Raw genomic sequence first — 18,636 nt, 5'->3', positions numbered from 1 at the left:
TACAATATTTATAATGTGTTCTTAGTTATAGCGTCAAATACGGGACACATAATTAATCCGTTAACCGAAAACCGAAAACCAACCATGAAGATCCTGAAACTGGTGCTGTACTTTACAGTCATCACACTGCTCCTGCATTCCTGTTCCAAACCGGGAAAAGATTTCGATTCCGATTTCACCCTCTACAGGGAGTACATTTCCAGCTTTTCATCGGGCATCATTTCAACCAAGGCCGACATACAGGTAGGGCTTGCTTCCGCTAAAAAAGGCTGGCAGGTGGGCCAGGAACTCGACGGCGATTATTTTTCGATATCCCCAAAGGTTGACGGAAAGGTGTTTTTCCTTGAAGGTAATATCCTTGCGTTCCGCCCAACTAAAAGGCTGGAGCAGGACACTGAATATTATGTGACGCTGCACCTCTCCAAATTCATGAACGTGCCCGAAAACCTGGCCGATCTCAACTTTCGGGTAAAGACCCAAAAGCAGGGTTTTTTGGTAGTTACACGCGACCTGCAATCCTACAACCGCGACTGGCAGTTCCTTAACGCCAGCCTGAAAACCAGTGATCATCTGGATATGGCCATTGCCAAAAAACTCGTGACCGCCGAACAGGAAGGTAAAAAGCTACCCATCCGTTTCGAGGGCAACGCGTCCGGTGGCAGCGAATTTGGCTTTGTCATCGACAGCATACAGCGCAAGGCACACGACAGCAAGGTAAAGATCTTTTGGAACGGCAGGCCTTTCGACATAGAAACAGAGGGTTCTGATGAGTTTGAAATTCCCGGCAAGGACAATTTCAAGGTATTGAATCTCCAGGCCTCCGAAAGTGACAACCAAACGCTGCTCATCAACTTTTCCGATCCCCTGCGCCGCGACCAGGACTTTTCAGGGCTTGTTGCAGTGCAACAATATTTGCAGCAAGGCGAGGAAGATAATACCCGCATTGCCGTAGTCAGCGATGTGAATAACCTTAAATATGCAGTAGACGGCAACCTGCTTAAAGTGTTCTTCCCTGAACCGCTTAACGGGACTTACGCTATCGAGATATTCCAGGGCATTGAAAGCGAAGATGGCTTCAAGACCAAGGCTACCCACAAAGAAAATGTGGTTTTCGAACAACTGAAACCCGAGGTTAAATTCCTGAAAAGCGGTACAATATTGCCGGCGTCAAGTAACCTGAAGATAAACTTCCAGGCTGTCAACCTCAGTGCGGTTGATGTTAAGGTATACCGCATATTCGAGAATAACGTAATGCAGTTCCTTCAGGAAAATGAGATGGAAAGCGGCTATGGCCTGCGCAATGTGGCACTGCCGGTGGCAAAAACAAAGCTGCTGCTTAATACCAATAAAACGCTCAATTATGGCAAATGGAACTCCTTTGCGCTCGACCTTTCCAAAATAATAAAACCGGAACCGGGTGCGATCTACCATATTGAGATGTCAATGCGCAGATCATACTCGCTATACAAATGCGATGAAAGCAGTTCAGCCCAACCAGCCGAAGAACCGGAAGAAGATGAGGAGGACGAGGAAGATCTATCCGTGTATGACGACGGTGACAACGATTATTACGACTATGATTATGACTGGCAGGAGCGTGAAAACCCGTGCAGCAGTTCCTATTATTATGACAGGAAGATCGAGACGAACGTATTGGCGAGCGACCTGGGCGTTATCGCTAAAAAGGGTAAGAATGACAGCTTCTTCTTTGCCGTGGCAAGCATTACAACCACCCAGCCGGAAGCAGGAGCAAGTGTAGAATTGTTCAACTATCAAAGGCAAAAGCTGGCTTCGGGTATGACCAACAGCGAGGGTACGATCCTGCTGAATTCAGATAAAAAGCCGTTTTTCGCCATCATAAAAAAAGGCACTAATACCACTTACGTGAAAATGGCCGATGGTAATTCACTTTCACTGAGCAACTACAATGTTGATGGCACCGAACTGCAAAAAGGTTTGAAAGGCTATATCTATGGTGAAAGGGGCGTGTGGCGTCCGGGCGATACATTGTATATCGGCTTCATATTAAATGACAAGGAAGCCAAACTGCCGCCATCGCACCCGATAAAGCTGAAGCTGAGCGATCCCAACGGTAAGATGATGTACCAGGCGATGCAGACCTACGACAGGAAAAACCACTTTAAGTTCGTAGTACCCACACAGCAGGCCGCGCCAACGGGCAATTGGGAAGCTGTGGTATCTGTAGGCGGAGCGCGTTTTTACAAATCGATCAAGATAGAGACCATAAAACCCAACAGGCTGAAAATAAAGAACAGCCTGGAAGGCAGGACCATACTGGCATCGTCGCAAAATACAGGCACGGTACAGGTAGCATGGCTGCACGGCGCTGTGGCCAAAGACCTCAAACTGGAAATGCAGGCCAAATTCCTGAAACAGAAAACAGAATTCAAGGGCTATTTCAATTATGTGTTTGACGACCCTACCCAGAGCTTCAGTTCGGAGGAAGTGAACATTTATTCCGGCAGGACGGATGAGAGCGGTAATGCCACGGTAACGCTGCAGCCGCGCCTGGAGTCCCGTGCGCCGGGAATGCTGAAGGCAGCGATCATTACCAAGGCTTACGAAAAGGGCGGCGATGTGAGTACCGATGTGGTGAACGCAAGCTATTCGCCTTATGAAACATACGTAGGCCTAAAAAAACCACAGGGCAACAAATATGGCATGCTGGAAACAGGCAAAGCCAACAGGTTTGACGTGGCTACAGTGAACGATAAAGGCCAGGCAAAAAGCGGGCGCAGGCTCGAGATAAAGGTATATAAGATAGACTGGCGCTGGTGGTGGGACGCATCTAATGACAACGTATCCAACTACAGTTCGGCAACCTCTAACACGCCGGTTTTCGCAAGGCAGATCATTACCGATGGATCGGGGAAAGGCAATTTTACCTTTACTGCCGAAGAAGAAGAATGGGGCCGTTACCTTGTGCGTGTTACCGACCTGGAAGGCGGGCACTCTACCGGGGAGACGGTGCTGATCGACTATCCATCGTGGTCAGGGCGTTCGCGCAATGTTAGTGGCGAGGCAGCCTCTATGCTGATGTTCGCCACTGATAAGGAGAAATACGCAGTGGGCGAAAAGGCCGTGATCTCATTTCCTTCGAGCGAGGGCGGCAGGGCGTTAGTGTCGCTGGAAAATGGCTCGAAAGTAGTGAAGACCTATTGGGTTCCTACCAAAGCGGGCGAAACGCAATTGACCATACCGGTAACCCCGGAATTGGCTCCCAATGTATACATACACATCACTCTACTGCAGCCGCACGCGACCACACTGAACGACTCACCCATACGCCTGTATGGCATCGTGCCGATAGAAGTCGTAGATAAAAATACCATACTGCAGCCACAGATAACCATGCCTGCCGTACTGAAACCCGAGCAGAGGACCACAATAAAAGTCGGGGAGAAGAACGGCAAGGCAATGACCTATACCATTGCCATTGTGGATGACGGACTGCTTGACCTCACGCGTTTTAAAACCCCGAATGCCTGGGACAGCTTTTATGCTAAAGAGGCGTTGGGCGTGAAAACCTGGGACATTTATGACGATGTGATCGGCGCATATGGCGGACAGGTCAACCAGATATTCAGCATAGGTGGTGATGCCGACATGGGTGGTGGCAAGGCCAAAAAGGCCAACCGTTTTAAGCCGGTGGTAATTTACCTCGGGCCTTATACCATTGGCGCGGGCCAGACAAGGGTTCACGACATTAAACTCCCTAACTATGTTGGCTCGGTGCGTACCATGGTGGTTGCCGCCAACGCCGACCTGGATGCCTATGGCATGGCCGAAAAGACTACGCCGGTCCGGAGCCCGTTGATGCTGCTGGCATCGCTTCCGCGGAAGGTGACGCCGAAAGAAAAAGTGACGCTTCCGGTAACGGTATTCGCCATGGAAAACAACGTGAAGAACGTAACATTACAAGTAAGAACGAACAACGGCTTCAGGGTGATCGGAAAGTCGACACAAAGCGTAAGCTTTACAAGGCCCGATGAGAAAGTGGCTTATTTTGACCTTGAAGTGGCAGACATCACCGGAATTGGAAAGGTGACCGTTACCGCTACTTCGGGCAAGGAAAAGGCCAGTTATGATGTGGAGCTCGACATCATGAACCCGAACCCTGTAACGACAACGTATAAGGAGATCGTGCTCGAGCCGGGCCAGTCGGGCAAGATAGACTGGGCATCGTTCGGCGTAGCCGGCAGCAACAAGGCAAGGCTGGAAGTATCGTCATTCCCATCCATCGACTTTAACCGCAGACTGGACTACCTTATACAATATCCGCACGGCTGTGTGGAACAAACCACATCGGGCGCTTTCCCGCAATTGTATCTGGCCGACATTGTCGACATTGACCTTGCGCGTAAGAACAAGATGCAGAAGAATATAACCGCGGCAATTCAAAAGCTGTCGCAGTTCCAGGTGGCAGACGGCGGATTTGCCTACTGGCCGGGCCAGGCCAACCCTGACGATTGGGGCTCAAGCTACGCCGGGCACTTTATCATCGAAGCCGAGAAAAAGGGCTACGCACTGCCGATGAACATGAAGAAGCAATGGCTGCAATACCAGCAGAAAAATGCAAGGCAGTGGCGCTATGCCCAAGGCTACCACAACGACTTTGCGCAGGCTTACAGGTTGTACACACTGGCATTGGCAGGTGCGCCGGACCTATCATCTATGAACAGGCTGAGGGAAACCCCGGGAATATCGAACGAATCGAAACTGAGGCTGGCCGCGGCCTATGCTCTGGCAGGGCAGAAGAACACCGGACAGTCACTGCTTAACCAAAGTGTGCTTGAGGATGACAGCGAATACACTTACTATTATTACGGCTCACCGGAACGCAACCGTGCGATGGCACTGGAAACGCTGCTTGTTTTGGGGCAAAAGGAAAAGGCATTCGCAATGGCGACGAAACTGGCTAAAGAGATGTCGTCCAACAAATGGATGAGCACGCAGACCACAGCCTACTGCTTGTATGCGATGTCGAAATTCGCGCAGGCGAACGGGCCGAAAGGCATTGACATCAGCTATACGAACAAAGGCAAAACACAGGCGGTGAAAACCACAAAAACCTTTGCCGACAGGGCTTTGGAGCTGAGCTCGAACAATAGTGTGACCATCAAGAACAACAAGCAGGGAACGCTTTACGTAAAAATAGTTTACAGCGGTATATTGCCTGTAGGGCAGGAACAAACCGAAGAGCGTGGCCTTAACACCAGCATTGTGTTTAAGGACAGGGGCGGCAAGGTGATCAACCCGTCGTCGCTGGCACAGGGCACGGAGTTTGTGGCTGAGGTGACCATAAGCAATACCAAGGGCGAGAGTGTGGATAATGTGGCGCTTACTCAGATAATCCCGTCCGGATGGGAGATCGTGAATACGAGATTTACCGACTTCGGCAGCTTTGCGGAGAACAAGGTAGACTATACCGACATCCGCGATGACAGGACGAACTTCTATTTCTCGCTGAAGCACAATGAGACCAAAACGTTCAGGATATTGCTCAATGCATCGTATCCGGGCAGCTATTACCTGCCGGGCGTGCAGTGCGAGGCGATGTATGACAACTCCTTCCTGGCACGGACGAAGGGGCAGTGGGTACAGGTGGTTAAGTAAGATGTAAGGTATTTTGTCATTCCTGAGTAATGAACGATCTCTTCATAAACAGGGATTCTTCATTCCTCAGATGGCATGGACATAAAAGTTAAACCTACACGGTCTTAGAGACCTTGCAGGAATCAACATAGCGTTCCTGTTACCAACCTGCAAGGTTTTAAAAACCTTGTAGGTTTAAACAATAAACTAAATGAAATATAATTTTGGCAACAGCCAAAAGAGACGGATATACCGTCATTTCAAAGGCCACAGGATAAAATGGGGAATAACCCTTATCTTCCTCATCGCCTTCTATTTCTGCCTGCCGCGAAAGCTGTTCGAGAACCCGTACTCCACAGTCATAGAAAGCGCGCAGGGCGACCTGCTAGCAGCACGCATCGCACAGGATGGGCAGTGGCGCTTCCCCGCGCAGGACAGCGTGCCGCATAAGTTCAAGGAGTGCATTGTGCATTTTGAGGACCAGCATTTTTACTACCATCCCGGCTTCAACCCCATAGCGATAGTCAAAGCCATGAAGCAAAATTATGATGCCGGAAAAGTAGTACGTGGCGGCAGTACGCTTACCCAGCAGGTCATACGCCTTTCGCGCGAAGGCAAAGAACGCAGCTACCTCGAAAAGCTGTTAGAGCTGATCTTGGCCGCAAGGCTGGAAACCCGTCATAGCAAGGATGAAATACTCGGCCTGTATGCCGCGCACGCTCCCTTTGGCGGTAATGTCGTGGGGCTGGAAATGGCAGCCTGGCGGTACTTTGGCGTGCAGCCGCACCAGCTGTCGTGGGCAGAGAGCGCCACCCTGGCCGTGTTGCCCAATGCTCCCGGCCTCATTTACCCCGGCCGCAACCAGCAGGAACTTCGCGACAAGCGGGACAGGCTGCTAAAAAAACTGTATGACGAGAAAATGATCGATAAGCAGACGTATGAACTTTCCCTACAGGAAGACCTGCCCGGTAAGCCTTTTGACCTGCCGCAAACAGCACCGCATTTACTGCAGAACATAGGAAAAAAGAAGGATGGGCAACGGATCAAAACCACCGTGAATTCCAACCTGCAAAGCCGTGTGAACCAGATCGCCGCACGCTATTACCAGGAGTACCGCCAAACTGAAGTGTACAACCTTGCCATTATGGTTGTGGATGTTGAAACCCGTAATATCATTGCCTATGTGGGCAACTCCCCCACTGACCGGAATCATCAGAAGGATGTGGATATTATCCCTGCTCCCCGTAGTACAGGAAGTATACTAAAGCCCCTGTTGTTCGCCTCGATGCTGGATGCGGGAGAGATATTGCCCAACACGCTGGTTGCCGACATCCCTACCCAGATCGCAGGCTACAGCCCGAAAAACCATGAGCTGACATACGACGGAGCGGTGCCTGCGCAAGAGGCATTGTCGCGTTCCCTGAACATCCCGTCGGTGCTGATGCTGAAGGAGTTTGGCGTACATCGCTTTTATGAACAGCTCCAGCATTTTAAACTACGGGACATCAACAAAAGCCCCAACCACTATGGCCTTTCGCTAATTCTTGGCGGGGCGGAATCGAACCTGTGGGACTTGTGCCGCACCTATGCCGGAATGAGCTCAACGCTGAATTACTTCAACTTGCACCAGGCTAAATACAGGACAAAAGAGTTTGCCGAGCTGAACTGGGACAGTAGCGTGACCCGTGATCTCGGGGAGGAAGTGTTCAACAAGCCCGAACTCGGCGCAGGCGCTATTTGGCTTACCTATAACGCCATGAAGGAAGTGAACCGTCCGCAGGCCGATGAAGCATGGCGCTTTTATGACTCATCGCTGGAAATTGCATGGAAAACGGGGACCAGCTTTGGCAGCCGCGATGCCTGGGCCATTGGGACCAACTCCAAATATGTGGTTGGCGTATGGGTTGGCAATGCTTCGGGTGAGGGCAGGCCGTCGCTTACCGGGGTTGGCAGTGCTGCGCCCATACTATTTGATGTATTCAATTTGCTGCCAAAACAGAAATGGTTCGCAACTCCTTACAATGACCTGGAAGAAGCCGATGTATGCAGCATGAGCGGCCATCTGGCAGGCGAACATTGCCCTGTCGTAAAGCAATGGATCCCGCTGAATGGTAAGAAGACCACTGCCTGCACCAACCACAAGATCGTGCATTTGGACCAGGCAGGCTACCAGGTGAACAGCAGCTGCGAAAGCGTGGATACTATGCTAACCAAAACATGGTTCGTATTGCCACCGGTACAGGAATGGTACTACCGGAAAATACACATGGATTATGTTTCCCTGCCGCCTTTCCGAAGTGATTGCGAGGGTTCGGGCGGGACGTATATGGATTTCATATACCCGAAAGAAAACGGGAAGATCTATCTGACTAAAGATTTTAATGGCGTTGTACAGCCTGTCATTTTAAAGGCTGCACACACCTCGGCGGATGCCCGTTTGTTCTGGTACCTTGGGGATAAATATTTGGGCGAGACCCAAACCTTCCACGAAATGCCGGTGAATGCCGGGAGCGGTAATTATACGATAACCGTTATTGACGAGAATGGGAATGAGATCCGGAGGAGCGTGACGATAGAGTCTCCATAACAGAATATTATAATGTTCTTTATTTTCTTCGCTGCTTAAAAAAGTCCTTAACCAGGTTGCCGCATTCCTCTTCCATAATACCACTAGCCACAATGGTTTTCGGGTGAAGCTTCCCTCCCATCGCACGGTAGCCGCGCTGGTCATCGGCAGCACCAAATACAATTTTGGATATCTGGCTCCAGTACAATGCGCCCGCGCACATCTGGCAGGGCTCAAGGGTTACATATAATGTGCAGCCTGTAAGATATTTTCCTCCCAGAAAATTAGCAGCGGAGGTAATGCCCTGCATCTCGGCATGCGCTGTTACGTCATTGAGCATTTCGGTGAGGTTATGCGTTCGGGCAATGATCTTATTATCGACCACGATGATCGCGCCTACGGGTATTTCGCCTTTATCAAAAGCGGCTTGTGCCTCCTGGTAGGCTTTTTTCATGAAATACTCGTCGGTAAAGATGTTTTCCATGTCGCAAAAATACGATTATCGCTGAAATTTATGAGGAAACATATCATTTATCAGAATTACAGCGTTATACCTGTAAACCTACCATATGAAACATTACCTGATCGCTTTTACATTTATTTTCGGAATGATCTTCTTAAGCTGTGATGATACCGACGGATCTTTCCTGAATGAAACAAATGCCGCTGACAGCCTTGGGACCGGCACTGACTCAATTACCACCGTTGATACTGTTTCTGTTCCTATAGATACTTTGTGGATCCCGGGTGACAGTATTTATTTTCCTGTTGATCCCGCGCCCGGCGATACCATCGTAACAGATACCATATCAATTAACCCATGAACCACCGGATTTCCATCCCGAAGCCCTGCCACGAAGACTGGAACGCCATGACACCCAATGAGCAGGGGCGTTTCTGTGGGCAATGCTCCAAAACCGTAACCGATTTTACCGGTATGGGCGCATTGGAAATACAAAATTACCTGTTGGAAAACAACGGAACAAAAGTGTGCGGGCGCTTTAAGTCCACCCAACTGGACACAATAAACATTACCATCCCCGAAAGGGTGCTTTATACACAGACAAAATTCAGGAATGTCTTCCTGCTGGCATTATTGGTAACCATGGGGACAATGCTGTTTAGCTGTAAAGATAAAAGCCAGACTATTGGGGAGATTTCCATCGTAAAAGATTCAATTGAAGTGGATAGTACAAATAGTGCTCGCCAACAAATGCACACTTTGGGAATGCCTTCGCCAGATGACAGTTTGCCTCCCCAGCCGCGATCAAAAACATGTGGCCCTGTAACCGGTAAAGAGATCCATCTGACCGGTGCGGTGATTGTTAATCCTCCACCTCCCGAACTATCAGACATAATTTTAGGTGAACCTGCGGTGCCGGTAGCAAATCCCGTTTCCGGAAAAGATTCCGACAGCATTAAATAGATATTTCTCCTATAATCGGAAGAGAGATCCGCTTTACGTAAGAATATCGTAAATTTGCCAATACATGGCAGGCGAACTACTCCCACATATCCAGTACCCATCCGACCTGAGGAAACTCAGTCCGAAACAGCTGCCTCAGGTGGCAAAAGAGTTGCGGGAATTCATCATCGACATCGTCTCGGCAAAGGAAGGCCACCTTGGCGCCAGCCTTGGCGTGACCGAACTGACCATTGCCCTGCATTATGTGTTCAACACTCCCCATGATCTACTTGTTTGGGATGTGGGCCATCAGGCATACGGCCACAAGATACTCACAGGGCGCAAAGACAACTTCGACACCAACCGACAGCTGGAAGGCATTAGCGGTTTCCCCAAACGCAGCGAAAGCGAATACGATACCTTTGGCACCGGCCACAGCAGCACTTCCATTTCGGCAGCGCTGGGCATGGCAATAGCTTCACGGTTGAAGGGCGATTTGGATAAAATGCACATTGCCGTGATCGGGGATGCCAGCATAGCATCTGGGATGGCGTTCGAGGGGCTGAACCATGCAGGTGTGACCGATGCCAATTTATTAGTGATACTGAACGACAATGCCATAGGCATCGACCCGAGCGTGGGCGCGCTGAAGAGCTACCTGACGAACGTAAAGGAAGGCCGGAACCCGCGCGACAACAACATGATAAAGTCACTTAACTTCGATTATTCCGGGCCTATAGACGGGCACGACCTGCCTACTCTAATTAAAGAACTGCAACGCCAAAAAGGCCTGAAGGGGCCGCGCTTCCTGCACATTATAACCACCAAGGGCAAAGGGCTGAAACAGGCCGAAGAAGACCAGGTAAAATACCATGCCCCCGGCAAATTCGACAAGCTTACAGGCGAAATTTTGGCTATAGCCGATGAAGGCCTGCCGCCAAAATACCAGGATGTTTTCGGGTTGACGCTTGTAGAGCTTGCCGAACAGAATGAAAAAATAATAGGCATTACGCCTGCAATGCCATCAGGCAGCTCGATGAAGTTCATGATGGAGATCTTCCCGGAAAGGGCGATAGACGTTGGCATTGCAGAGCAGCATGCCGTAACCCTTGCCGCCGGAATGGCCACACAGGGCATGATCGTATATTGCAACATATATTCCACGTTCCTGCAACGCGCTTACGACCAGCTTATACACGATGTGGCGCTGCAAGACCTGCCTGTTATTTTTTGCCTGGACCGTGCCGGACTGGTAGGTGAAGACGGTGCGACCCACCATGGCGTTTTTGATCTGGCGTATCTCAACTGCATTCCCAACCTCATTATTTATGCGCCTTTAAATGAAGTAGCTTTACGCAACATACTGTATACGGCACAGCTTGGTTTAGAGCATCCCATAGCGATACGCTATCCCCGGGGAAGAGGTGAAACAACCGATTGGCAAAAGGCTTTTGAGAAAATAGAGATCGCGAAAGCACATCAACTTAAAGAAGGTTCTAAAGTTGCCATCCTCTCTACCGGGACCATTGGCAACAATGTTATTAAAGCATTGTCACAGACAAAAAATAACGACATATTCTCGCATTATGACTTCGGGTTCGTAAAACCGCTGGACGAAGCCATGCTGCATACCATTTTCGGCAACTACGAAACGATAATTACTGTGGAAGACGGGGTTGTAACAGGTGGTTTTGGCAGCAGCATTGCTGCATTTGCAGCAACGCATCATTATACTGCAGAGATAAAGATGCTTGGCGTGCCGGACGAATTCATCGAACACGGTACGATAACGCAATTGCAACAATATTGTGATATTGACGTTAAATCCTTACAGGATATTTTTTCAGGTTACTGAAATTCACGATTTTTGCACTGCATTTCCATTAAAGATCTCATTAATGAAGACTAAAGCCTGCTTTATAGCATTATTGTTCATTGCCTTTACCCAACTTTCCCGCGCACAGGTGCTTATTACCACGACCCTGCCCGATTCTATAACCTATTGGGAGCGCAGCAATGCCCTTGGCTTAGATGTCAACCAAATATCGTTCGTTAACTGGAGCGTGGGTGGTAACAACTCAGTCGCGATACTCGGAAAAGCAAATTTTGTTCGAAAGTACACCCGCAAATACATGAATTGGCACAATGAGCTTATCCTGAAATATGGCCTTAACAGCCAGGAAGGACAGGAAACACGCAAGACCGATGACCAGATCCAGCTCAACTCGACCTTTGGCTACAGAAGGGATACGGTTTCGAATTGGTACTACAGTGCCAAGTTCAACTTCCAGACTCAGTTTGCCAACGGTTACCAGTACCCCAATACTACCGACGAAATTTCGGGGCCTTTCTCTCCGGCCTACATATTCCTTGGGGTTGGTAGTGAATACATCCGTAAAGACCTTGGACTGAACGCCTATTTTTCGCCACTAACCAATAAAACAACTCTTGTACTCAACCAAACTTTGGCTGATAAAGGGGCCTTCGGGGTAGATGGTGCCAAAAAAGATGCTGATGGGAACATTATTGAACATGGTAAAAACTCACGTACCGAAGTCGGCATATTGCTTACCAATAATATCAAGCGCCAGATATTCAAGAATATAATGCTCGACCACAGGCTGACGCTTTATACGGATTACCTGAACAACTTTGGAAATATCGATGTTAACTGGCAGCTGCAGCTCGATATGACCGTAAATGAATATGTAAAGGCCAACATTGGCACGCACATCATTTACGACGATGACGTAAAAGCTACCGAGGAAGTAGCCGGCGCAGTAGTGCAGGTGGGACCAAAGATCCAGCTGAAACAACTATTGGGTGTAGGGCTGAGCTATACTTTCTAAGCCCCCTAACCCCCGAAGGGGAATTCCATCCATTCCCATTACCAATCGCTACGCCAAACAAGGTAAGCGGCTTGATCGTCGCTCATTACTCTTTCGGGTTAGCGGGCCATTCCCGTAATAGTATTATACAACAGCACTGCCTTACCATCGGTCAGTGTCGAAACAAAGTGGCATATGTGCAGCAGGCGGTCGTACAGGCTCATTTTTTCGGTGACGAATTTTTCCGGGAGGAGCTTCAGCACCAGGTTGTCGTAATTACCACCATTACCATCAAACTTATTGTTGTAGGCCGTGCAGAAGGTATCCAGCAGGGTGGCGATAATACGGTAGCCTATCACTTCCTTCTCTACCACTTCCCTACTTTGGTAAATATTCTTTATACTCAGGTTGATAATGTCATTCATCTGCGCGGTATACTTGCCCTGGTCGGTAAGCGAATGGGGATATTTCCCGGCAAGGATAGCTTCTTCATTTTCCAAAAATACTTCCACAGCATCATTTATAAGGCTGCCAATGGCTAAAGCACGCAGGTAGCCCAGGCGGTCTTCCTTAGTAGTAAGCGTATTGTATTTGGCGGTATCTATGGTGCCTTTCACCAGCTTGATGAGGTATTCCAATGCAAATTCCTCCTGTATAACGCCAAGGTTGATGCCATCCTCAAAGTCGATGATGGTGTAGCAAATGTCGTCGGCCGCTTCTACCAGGTAGGCCAGCGGATGGCGCTCATAACCGGTGTCACCGCCTGTTTTGTTCGGGATCATGCCCAGTTCCTTTGCCACATCCTGAACGAACTCTTTATCGCACTGGAAGAAGCCGTATTTTTTGTCGGAGATGTTGCTTGTGGGTTTCTTGGGGAGCGACTCTTTTGGATACTTCATGAAAGCGCCTAAAGTTGCATAGGTAAGCCTCAACCCTCCATCTACACCAGGCCGCGATGCGGTAAGCAGGTTAAAGCCGTTAGCATTGCCTTCAAAGTCGATGAGGTCCTGCCATTGCTTGTCGATAAGCTGTTCCCTGTATTGCTGCCCCCTGCCGGTCTTGAAATACTCGCCAATGGCCTTTTCTCCCGAATGCCCGAAGGGCGGGTTGCCAATATCATGAGACAAAGCCGCGGCAGCCACGATGGCGCCAAAGTCGTTCATGTGGTAACCATGCTCTTCCCTGAGGTACGGATGCTTTTCGATGATCTTTTTGCCCACAAGCCTCCCCAGCGAGCGCCCTACTACCGATACCTCAAGGCTGTGCGTAAGGCGGGTGTGCACGAAATCGGTCTTGGATAGCGGTATCACTTGCGTTTTGTCCTGCAGGCTGCGAAAGGCCGAGGAGAATATGATACGGTCATAATCCACCTCAAAGCCGAGGCGGGTATCGTCCTGTTCTTTGCGCAAACGCTTGCTTGTATCGCCCTGCCTTTTTAATGACAGGAGCTGTTCCCATTGCATCATTTAGATGTGAGTATTGAGGTTTTAGTAGTGAGATCTTAGTATTGAGAAGGAGTGGACCTCATATCTCAATACTCATTACTAAATTCTATTTTAAAAATTTCTTCTTATCCGCCAGCGAAAACTCTTTCGACTTCATTGGGTACTGCCCATAACTTTTATCGCTTGGGTTCTCGATCACCGATTTGATCGTTATCTTGTCCCCTAACTGGAACTTGGTTTCTACCTGGCGGTAATCCAGCATGTATTCACCGCAAAAGTAATTGCCTGCTTCGTCTTTTTCTATGATGCCGGTATAAATGGCTTTATCTTCTTTTGACATATTATTGTATTTGTGTTGACCCTATTTCGTCAAATGATCTTTTAATTTTCAATGCGGCTTTATATTTTTTAGCATCTATCACATACGTATCTGATGCCGTATCATGCCATCCCCTTGGAACCTTTCGTATAAATGACAAAGCTTCAATAGATAATATCCTGCAAAGTGCCCTGACAAGTATCGCTTTGGTGGTGGGCTTTGAACCATCTTCCATCACTACGATAGTTCCGGTAATGAGCTTTCCGAGGCTTCTCTGTGTAAGCAATTCTGTAATGAACAGGTAAACCACCATTACCAGGGTCGTTATGATCCTGTCCGTGTTCGCATCCATTTGCTCAAACCAAATAAGAATGGCATCACTACCCAATAGTGACGCTAAAACGCCTATAACACCTATGAAGAGAAAGATCAATATGACCGCAGCGACATCTATTAGTAAGTTCAGCAGCCTTTTGTACCAAGGCACCAGCATCGTGCTGTCTATCTTTACAGTAGTGTTATATTCCATAATTGTTGTAAAAATAAAAAAGAAGGAGCAAACTAAGCTGCTCCTTCATGGTTATTTGTGTTTGTTGATCAAGATCCGCACATTTCGCAGTCTTCTGGGTCGGCATTGCGGGAGCGTTCCAGCATTGCCTGGAACTCAGTAACAGCCATTGGCGCTTCAGCCTCAACCGCTACACCTTCTGCCATAGCCAGTTCTTTTGGCGCAGGCTCGGCTTTCTTGTCGTTATTAAGGGTAAACTTAATGGCGTCCACCGCGCTCTTCGTCCTCAGGTAGTACATGCCCGTTTTCAGACCGCTCTGCCATGCATAGAAGTGCATAGAGGTAAGCTTCGCGAACGTAGCGCCTTCCATGAACAGGTTAAGCGACTGCGACTGGTCAATAAAGTAGCCCCTTTGGCGCGACATGTCGATAATATCCTTCATGCTCATTTCCCAAACTGTTTTGTACAGCTCTTTTATATCAGCAGGGATACCATCGATATCCTGGATAGAACCGTTCGCCCTCATCACTTCCTGTTTCAGGTTCTCGTTCCAAAGCCCAAGGCTTACCAGGTCCTGAAGCAGGTGCTTGTTCACCACGATGAATTCGCCTGAAAGTACTCTCCTGGTATATATGTTCGATGTATATGGCTCAAATGCCTCATTGTTCCCGAGTATCTGCGAGGTAGATGCGGTAGGCATCGGCGCCATCAAAAGCGAGTTGCGCACACCGTGCTCCATAACTTCTTTACGAAGCGAAGCCCAGTCCCAACGGCCGCTAAGGTCTTCATCCTTCAATCCCCAAAGGTTATATTGGAATTCGCCCTGCGATATGGGCGAACCTTTAAAGCTTGAGTATGGCCCGTCTGCTTTTGCCTCTTCCATCGATGCGGTCAGGGCAGCAAAGTACATGGTCTCGAATATCTCCTGGTTCAGTTTTTTAGCCTCATCGCTCGTAAACGGAAGGCGCATAAGGATGAAAGCATCTGCAAGCCCCTGCACACCCAACCCTACCGGGCGGTGGCGCATGTTGGAATTCTCTGCTTCTATGACAGGATAGAAATTCCTGTCGATCACTTTATTCAGGTTGCGCGTTACACGTTTGGTAACATCATAAAGGAATTGGTGGTTAAACTGCCCGTTCTCCACGAACATTGGCAATGACAGTGAGGCCAGGTTACACACTGCTACCTCATCGGGAGCAGTGTACTCCATGATCTCGGTACACAGGTTGGACGAACGGATAGTCCCCAAATTCTTTTGGTTCGACTTCCTGTTGGCCGCATCCTTGTAAAGCATGTATGGTGTTCCTGTCTCGATCTGCGACTCAAGTATTTTTTCCCAAAGCTCACGTGCCCTGATGGTCTTGCGGCCTTTTCCGGCAGCTTCATATTCATGGTACATTGCTTCAAACTCATCGCCATATACATCGCAAAGTCCCGGACATTCGTTAGGGCACATCAGCGTCCACTGTGCGTCATCCTGCACACGTTTCATGAACAGGTCGCTTGTCCACATGGCGTAGAACAAGTCGCGTGCGCGCATCTCCTCTTTACCATGGTTCTTTTTCAGGTCAAGGAAGTCGAAGATGTCGGCATGCCATGTCTCGATATATACAGCAAAGCTGCCTTTTCGCTTGCCACCGCCCTGATCTACGTAACGCGCCGTGTCATTAAATACGCGGAGCATTGGTACGATACCGTTCGAAGTGCCGTTCGTACCACGGATGTACGAGCCCGTAGCCCTCACATTGTGTATAGACAAGCCTATCCCTCCGGCCGATTGCGAGATCATAGCCGTTTGCTTCAGCGTATCGTAAATGCCCTCGATGCTGTCATCGCGCATGGTAAGCAGGAAGCATGAAGACATCTGTGCTTTTGGCGTACCCGAGTTGAATAGCGTAGGCGTGGCATGGGTAAAATATTTTTTAGACATCAGCTCATACGTTTCGATGGCCGACTGGATATCGTTCAGGTGGATACCTACAGAAACGCGCATCAGCATGTGCTGCGGGCGCTCTACGATCTGTCCGTTTATTTTAAGCAGGTACGAGCGCTCGAGCGTCTTGAACCCGAAATAGTCATAATTAAAATCCCTGTTGTAGATGATGGTAGAGTCAAGGATCTCAGCATTAGCCATTATGGCTTCGTACACTTCGTCCGAAAGCAGCGGCGATTCCTGGCCGGTCCTCGGGTTCACGTAGTGGTACATGTCGTGCATCGTTTCAGAGAACGACTTCTTTGTATTCTTGTGCAGGTTAGACACCGCGATGCGGGCTGCCAGCTGTGCAAAATCAGGGTGTGTTACGGTCATAGACGCAGCAGTTTCTGCCGCAAGGTTGTCCAGTTCAGAGGTGGTAACCCCATCATACAGCCCTTCAATAACACGCATTGCCACTTTGACCGGATCTACCAGCTCATTCAGTTCATAGCATAATTTCCTTATCCTGTCCGTGATCTTGTCGAACATCACCGGCTCTCTTTTTCCATCCCTTTTAACTACATACATATGGCAACATTTTAATAAGTTAGTAATTGGCGCGCCCTCACACGCCTATTGATCTTTTAGTAAGTCATTTTCTTTTAACCACATAGAAACATAGGAATAGTAGAATTGTAAAAAGTTTTCAGCATTGGGATGAAAGTCCACAGAGATGAAGCTTGCTTCATACTATATATACCTGCACCTCATTTATCAGCTATAAAACTATGTTCCTATGTGGTTAAAATTATATTCAATATCATTTTCTATTAAAAATCGGCATCAAAGCTGATCTTTTGCGAATCGCCCTCTTTGTTGAGCACGCCCGCCTTTTGGTATTCAGACACCCTTTTCTCGAAAAAGTTGGTCTTGCCCTGAAGCGAGATCATGTCCATGAAATCGAATGGGTTGCCCGAGTTAAACTGCCTTTCACAATTAAGCTCCACCAACAGCCTGTCGGTCACAAATTCAAGGTATTGTGTCATCAGCAGCGCATTCATGCCTATAAGGCTTGACGGCAGCGACTCGGTGATAAATTCCCTTTCGATATCAAGCGCATCAAGCAATATTTCTTTTATCCTGTCTTTAGGCACCTTATTTATCAGGTGATGGTTATGCAGGTGCACCGCAAAATCACAATGCACGCCTTCATCCCTTGATATCAATTCATTGGAGAATGTAAGCCCCGGCATCAGGCCGCGTTTCTTCAGCCAGAAGATCGAGCAAAACGCCCCGGAAAAGAATATCCCCTCAACTGCCGCAAAAGCGATAAGCCTTTCCGCAAATGAGTCGGACCCGATCCACTTGATGGCCCAGTCGGCTTTCTTCTTAATAGCCGGGAATACGTCGAGGGCATGGAACAGCTGGTCTTTCTCGTTCTCGTCCTTCACATACGTATCAATAAGGAGCGAGTAGGTTTCGCTGTGGATGTTCTCCATCATGATCTGGAATCCGTAGAAGAATTTAGCCTCCGGGTATTGCACTTCATTAACGAAGTTCTCAGCCAGGTTCTCATTCACGATGCCGTCTGACGCCGCGAAAAAAGCAAGGATGTGCTTGATGAAGTATTTCTCATCATCGTTCAGCTTGGTATTCCAGTCGTTCAGGTCCTGGTGCAGGTCTATCTCTTCTGCGGTCCAGAAGCTGGCCTCCATTTTTTTATACCACTCCCATATATCATGGTGTTTTATAGGGAAAATCACAAACCTGTTTTTATTTTCCGTTAATATCGGCTCAAGTGCAGACATAATGCTTTGACTTTTATTGTTTTGATAAAGATGTTCGGTGTCTTACGAAGGAGATACAAAGATTGGCATTTGACTTAGATAATGAAAGCCAAACTTATTCACAATCAGGCATAGTTTTTAACATGTCTTAACAAATTGTTAAAGATTTATTAATTTGACAATATTCTGATTATCAAATCCTTACAAAGGGTAAATATATAGATGTCTGACCTGAAACAGGCA

The 18,636-nt window shown here is 48.4% G+C and carries 12 protein-coding genes; 6 read left to right on the top strand and 6 right to left on the bottom strand.

Annotated elements, in window-relative coordinates; genetic code table 11:
* The first annotated feature begins 84 nt into the window (after positions 1 to 84).
* Both ACT6R0_RS12185 and pbpC read left to right on the top strand, forming a co-directional pair.
* Positions 85 to 5,637, top strand: a complete 5,553-nt coding sequence (locus ACT6R0_RS12185) for an alpha-2-macroglobulin family protein (RefSeq protein WP_444653694.1) — start codon at positions 85 to 87, stop codon at positions 5,635 to 5,637.
* Between the two features lie 190 nt (positions 5,638 to 5,827).
* The gene (gene pbpC / locus ACT6R0_RS12180) at positions 5,828 to 8,203 is read left to right on the top strand and encodes a penicillin-binding protein 1C (RefSeq protein WP_444653692.1); all 2,376 of its coding nucleotides are present in this window, start codon (positions 5,828 to 5,830) and stop codon (positions 8,201 to 8,203) included.
* A 19-nt stretch (positions 8,204 to 8,222) separates the two neighbouring features.
* Here pbpC and ACT6R0_RS12175 read toward each other — a convergent pair whose 3' ends face one another.
* The gene (locus ACT6R0_RS12175) at positions 8,223 to 8,666 is read right to left on the bottom strand and encodes a nucleoside deaminase (RefSeq protein ID WP_444653690.1); all 444 of its coding nucleotides are present in this window, start codon (positions 8,664 to 8,666) and stop codon (positions 8,223 to 8,225) included.
* 85 nt (positions 8,667 to 8,751) lie between these two features.
* On the opposite strand from ACT6R0_RS12175, the gene ACT6R0_RS12170 reads away from it, so the two are divergent.
* The 4 genes from ACT6R0_RS12170 to ACT6R0_RS12155 all read left to right on the top strand — a co-directional run bounded on the left by ACT6R0_RS12170 (position 8,752) and on the right by ACT6R0_RS12155 (position 12,436).
* A complete protein-coding gene (locus tag ACT6R0_RS12170; RefSeq protein ID WP_444653689.1) occupies positions 8,752 to 9,006 on the top strand; it encodes a hypothetical protein in 255 nt (84 codons plus the stop codon).
* Positions 9,003 to 9,608, top strand: a complete 606-nt coding sequence (locus ACT6R0_RS12165; protein ID WP_444653688.1) for a hypothetical protein — start codon at positions 9,003 to 9,005, stop codon at positions 9,606 to 9,608. The genes ACT6R0_RS12170 and ACT6R0_RS12165 overlap by 4 nt, the downstream gene beginning before the upstream one ends.
* 64 nt (positions 9,609 to 9,672) lie before the next feature.
* Positions 9,673 to 11,442 (top strand): 1-deoxy-D-xylulose-5-phosphate synthase, encoded by a 1,770-nt coding sequence (locus ACT6R0_RS12160; protein WP_444653687.1) that lies wholly within the window; start codon positions 9,673 to 9,675, stop codon positions 11,440 to 11,442.
* Between the two features lie 43 nt (positions 11,443 to 11,485).
* Positions 11,486 to 12,436, top strand: coding sequence for a DUF3078 domain-containing protein (locus ACT6R0_RS12155; protein ID WP_444653686.1), 951 nt, complete (start codon positions 11,486 to 11,488; stop codon positions 12,434 to 12,436).
* 98 nt (positions 12,437 to 12,534) lie between these two features.
* On the opposite strand, the gene dgt is transcribed toward ACT6R0_RS12155, so the two are convergent.
* The 5 genes from dgt to ACT6R0_RS12130 form a co-directional block, all read right to left on the bottom strand.
* Positions 12,535 to 13,878, bottom strand: coding sequence for a dGTP triphosphohydrolase (gene dgt / locus ACT6R0_RS12150; protein ID WP_444653840.1), 1,344 nt, complete (start codon positions 13,876 to 13,878; stop codon positions 12,535 to 12,537).
* Between the two features lie 88 nt (positions 13,879 to 13,966).
* Positions 13,967 to 14,200, bottom strand: coding sequence for a hypothetical protein (locus tag ACT6R0_RS12145; RefSeq protein WP_444653685.1), 234 nt, complete (start codon positions 14,198 to 14,200; stop codon positions 13,967 to 13,969).
* 1 nt (position 14,201) lies between these two features.
* The gene (locus tag ACT6R0_RS12140; RefSeq protein ID WP_444653684.1) at positions 14,202 to 14,708 is read right to left on the bottom strand and encodes an RDD family protein; all 507 of its coding nucleotides are present in this window, start codon (positions 14,706 to 14,708) and stop codon (positions 14,202 to 14,204) included.
* 68 nt (positions 14,709 to 14,776) lie between these two features.
* A complete protein-coding gene (locus ACT6R0_RS12135; RefSeq protein ID WP_444653682.1) occupies positions 14,777 to 17,194 on the bottom strand; it encodes a ribonucleoside-diphosphate reductase subunit alpha in 2,418 nt (805 codons plus the stop codon).
* Between the two features lie 242 nt (positions 17,195 to 17,436).
* Positions 17,437 to 18,414: a ribonucleotide-diphosphate reductase subunit beta gene (locus ACT6R0_RS12130; protein WP_444653681.1), complete on the bottom strand. Its 978-nt coding sequence runs from the start codon at positions 18,412 to 18,414 to the stop codon at positions 17,437 to 17,439.
* Between the last annotated feature and the right edge of the window lie 222 nt (positions 18,415 to 18,636).

Origin of the sequence: Flavobacterium sp., assembly GCF_052437795.1 — a bacterium.
Lineage (GTDB): Bacteria > Bacteroidota > Bacteroidia > Flavobacteriales > Flavobacteriaceae > Flavobacterium.
This window is presented reverse-complemented; position numbering and strand designations above follow the sequence as displayed.

Coding starts and splice junctions, on each gene's coding strand:
- ACT6R0_RS12165 (WP_444653688.1), top strand. CDS start 9,003: ATGAACCACCGGATTTCCATCCCGAAGCCCTGCCACGAAGACTGGAAC.
- ACT6R0_RS12160 (WP_444653687.1), top strand. CDS start 9,673: ATGGCAGGCGAACTACTCCCACATATCCAGTACCCATCCGACCTGAGG.
- ACT6R0_RS12185 (WP_444653694.1), top strand. CDS start 85: ATGAAGATCCTGAAACTGGTGCTGTACTTTACAGTCATCACACTGCTC.
- ACT6R0_RS12170 (WP_444653689.1), top strand. CDS start 8,752: ATGAAACATTACCTGATCGCTTTTACATTTATTTTCGGAATGATCTTC.
- dgt (WP_444653840.1), bottom strand. CDS start 13,878: ATGCAATGGGAACAGCTCCTGTCATTAAAAAGGCAGGGCGATACAAGC.
- ACT6R0_RS12130 (WP_444653681.1), bottom strand. CDS start 18,414: ATGTCTGCACTTGAGCCGATATTAACGGAAAATAAAAACAGGTTTGTG.
- ACT6R0_RS12140 (WP_444653684.1), bottom strand. CDS start 14,708: ATGGAATATAACACTACTGTAAAGATAGACAGCACGATGCTGGTGCCT.
- ACT6R0_RS12175 (WP_444653690.1), bottom strand. CDS start 8,666: ATGGAAAACATCTTTACCGACGAGTATTTCATGAAAAAAGCCTACCAG.
- ACT6R0_RS12145 (WP_444653685.1), bottom strand. CDS start 14,200: ATGTCAAAAGAAGATAAAGCCATTTATACCGGCATCATAGAAAAAGAC.
- ACT6R0_RS12135 (WP_444653682.1), bottom strand. CDS start 17,194: ATGTATGTAGTTAAAAGGGATGGAAAAAGAGAGCCGGTGATGTTCGAC.
- ACT6R0_RS12155 (WP_444653686.1), top strand. CDS start 11,486: ATGAAGACTAAAGCCTGCTTTATAGCATTATTGTTCATTGCCTTTACC.
- pbpC (WP_444653692.1), top strand. CDS start 5,828: ATGAAATATAATTTTGGCAACAGCCAAAAGAGACGGATATACCGTCAT.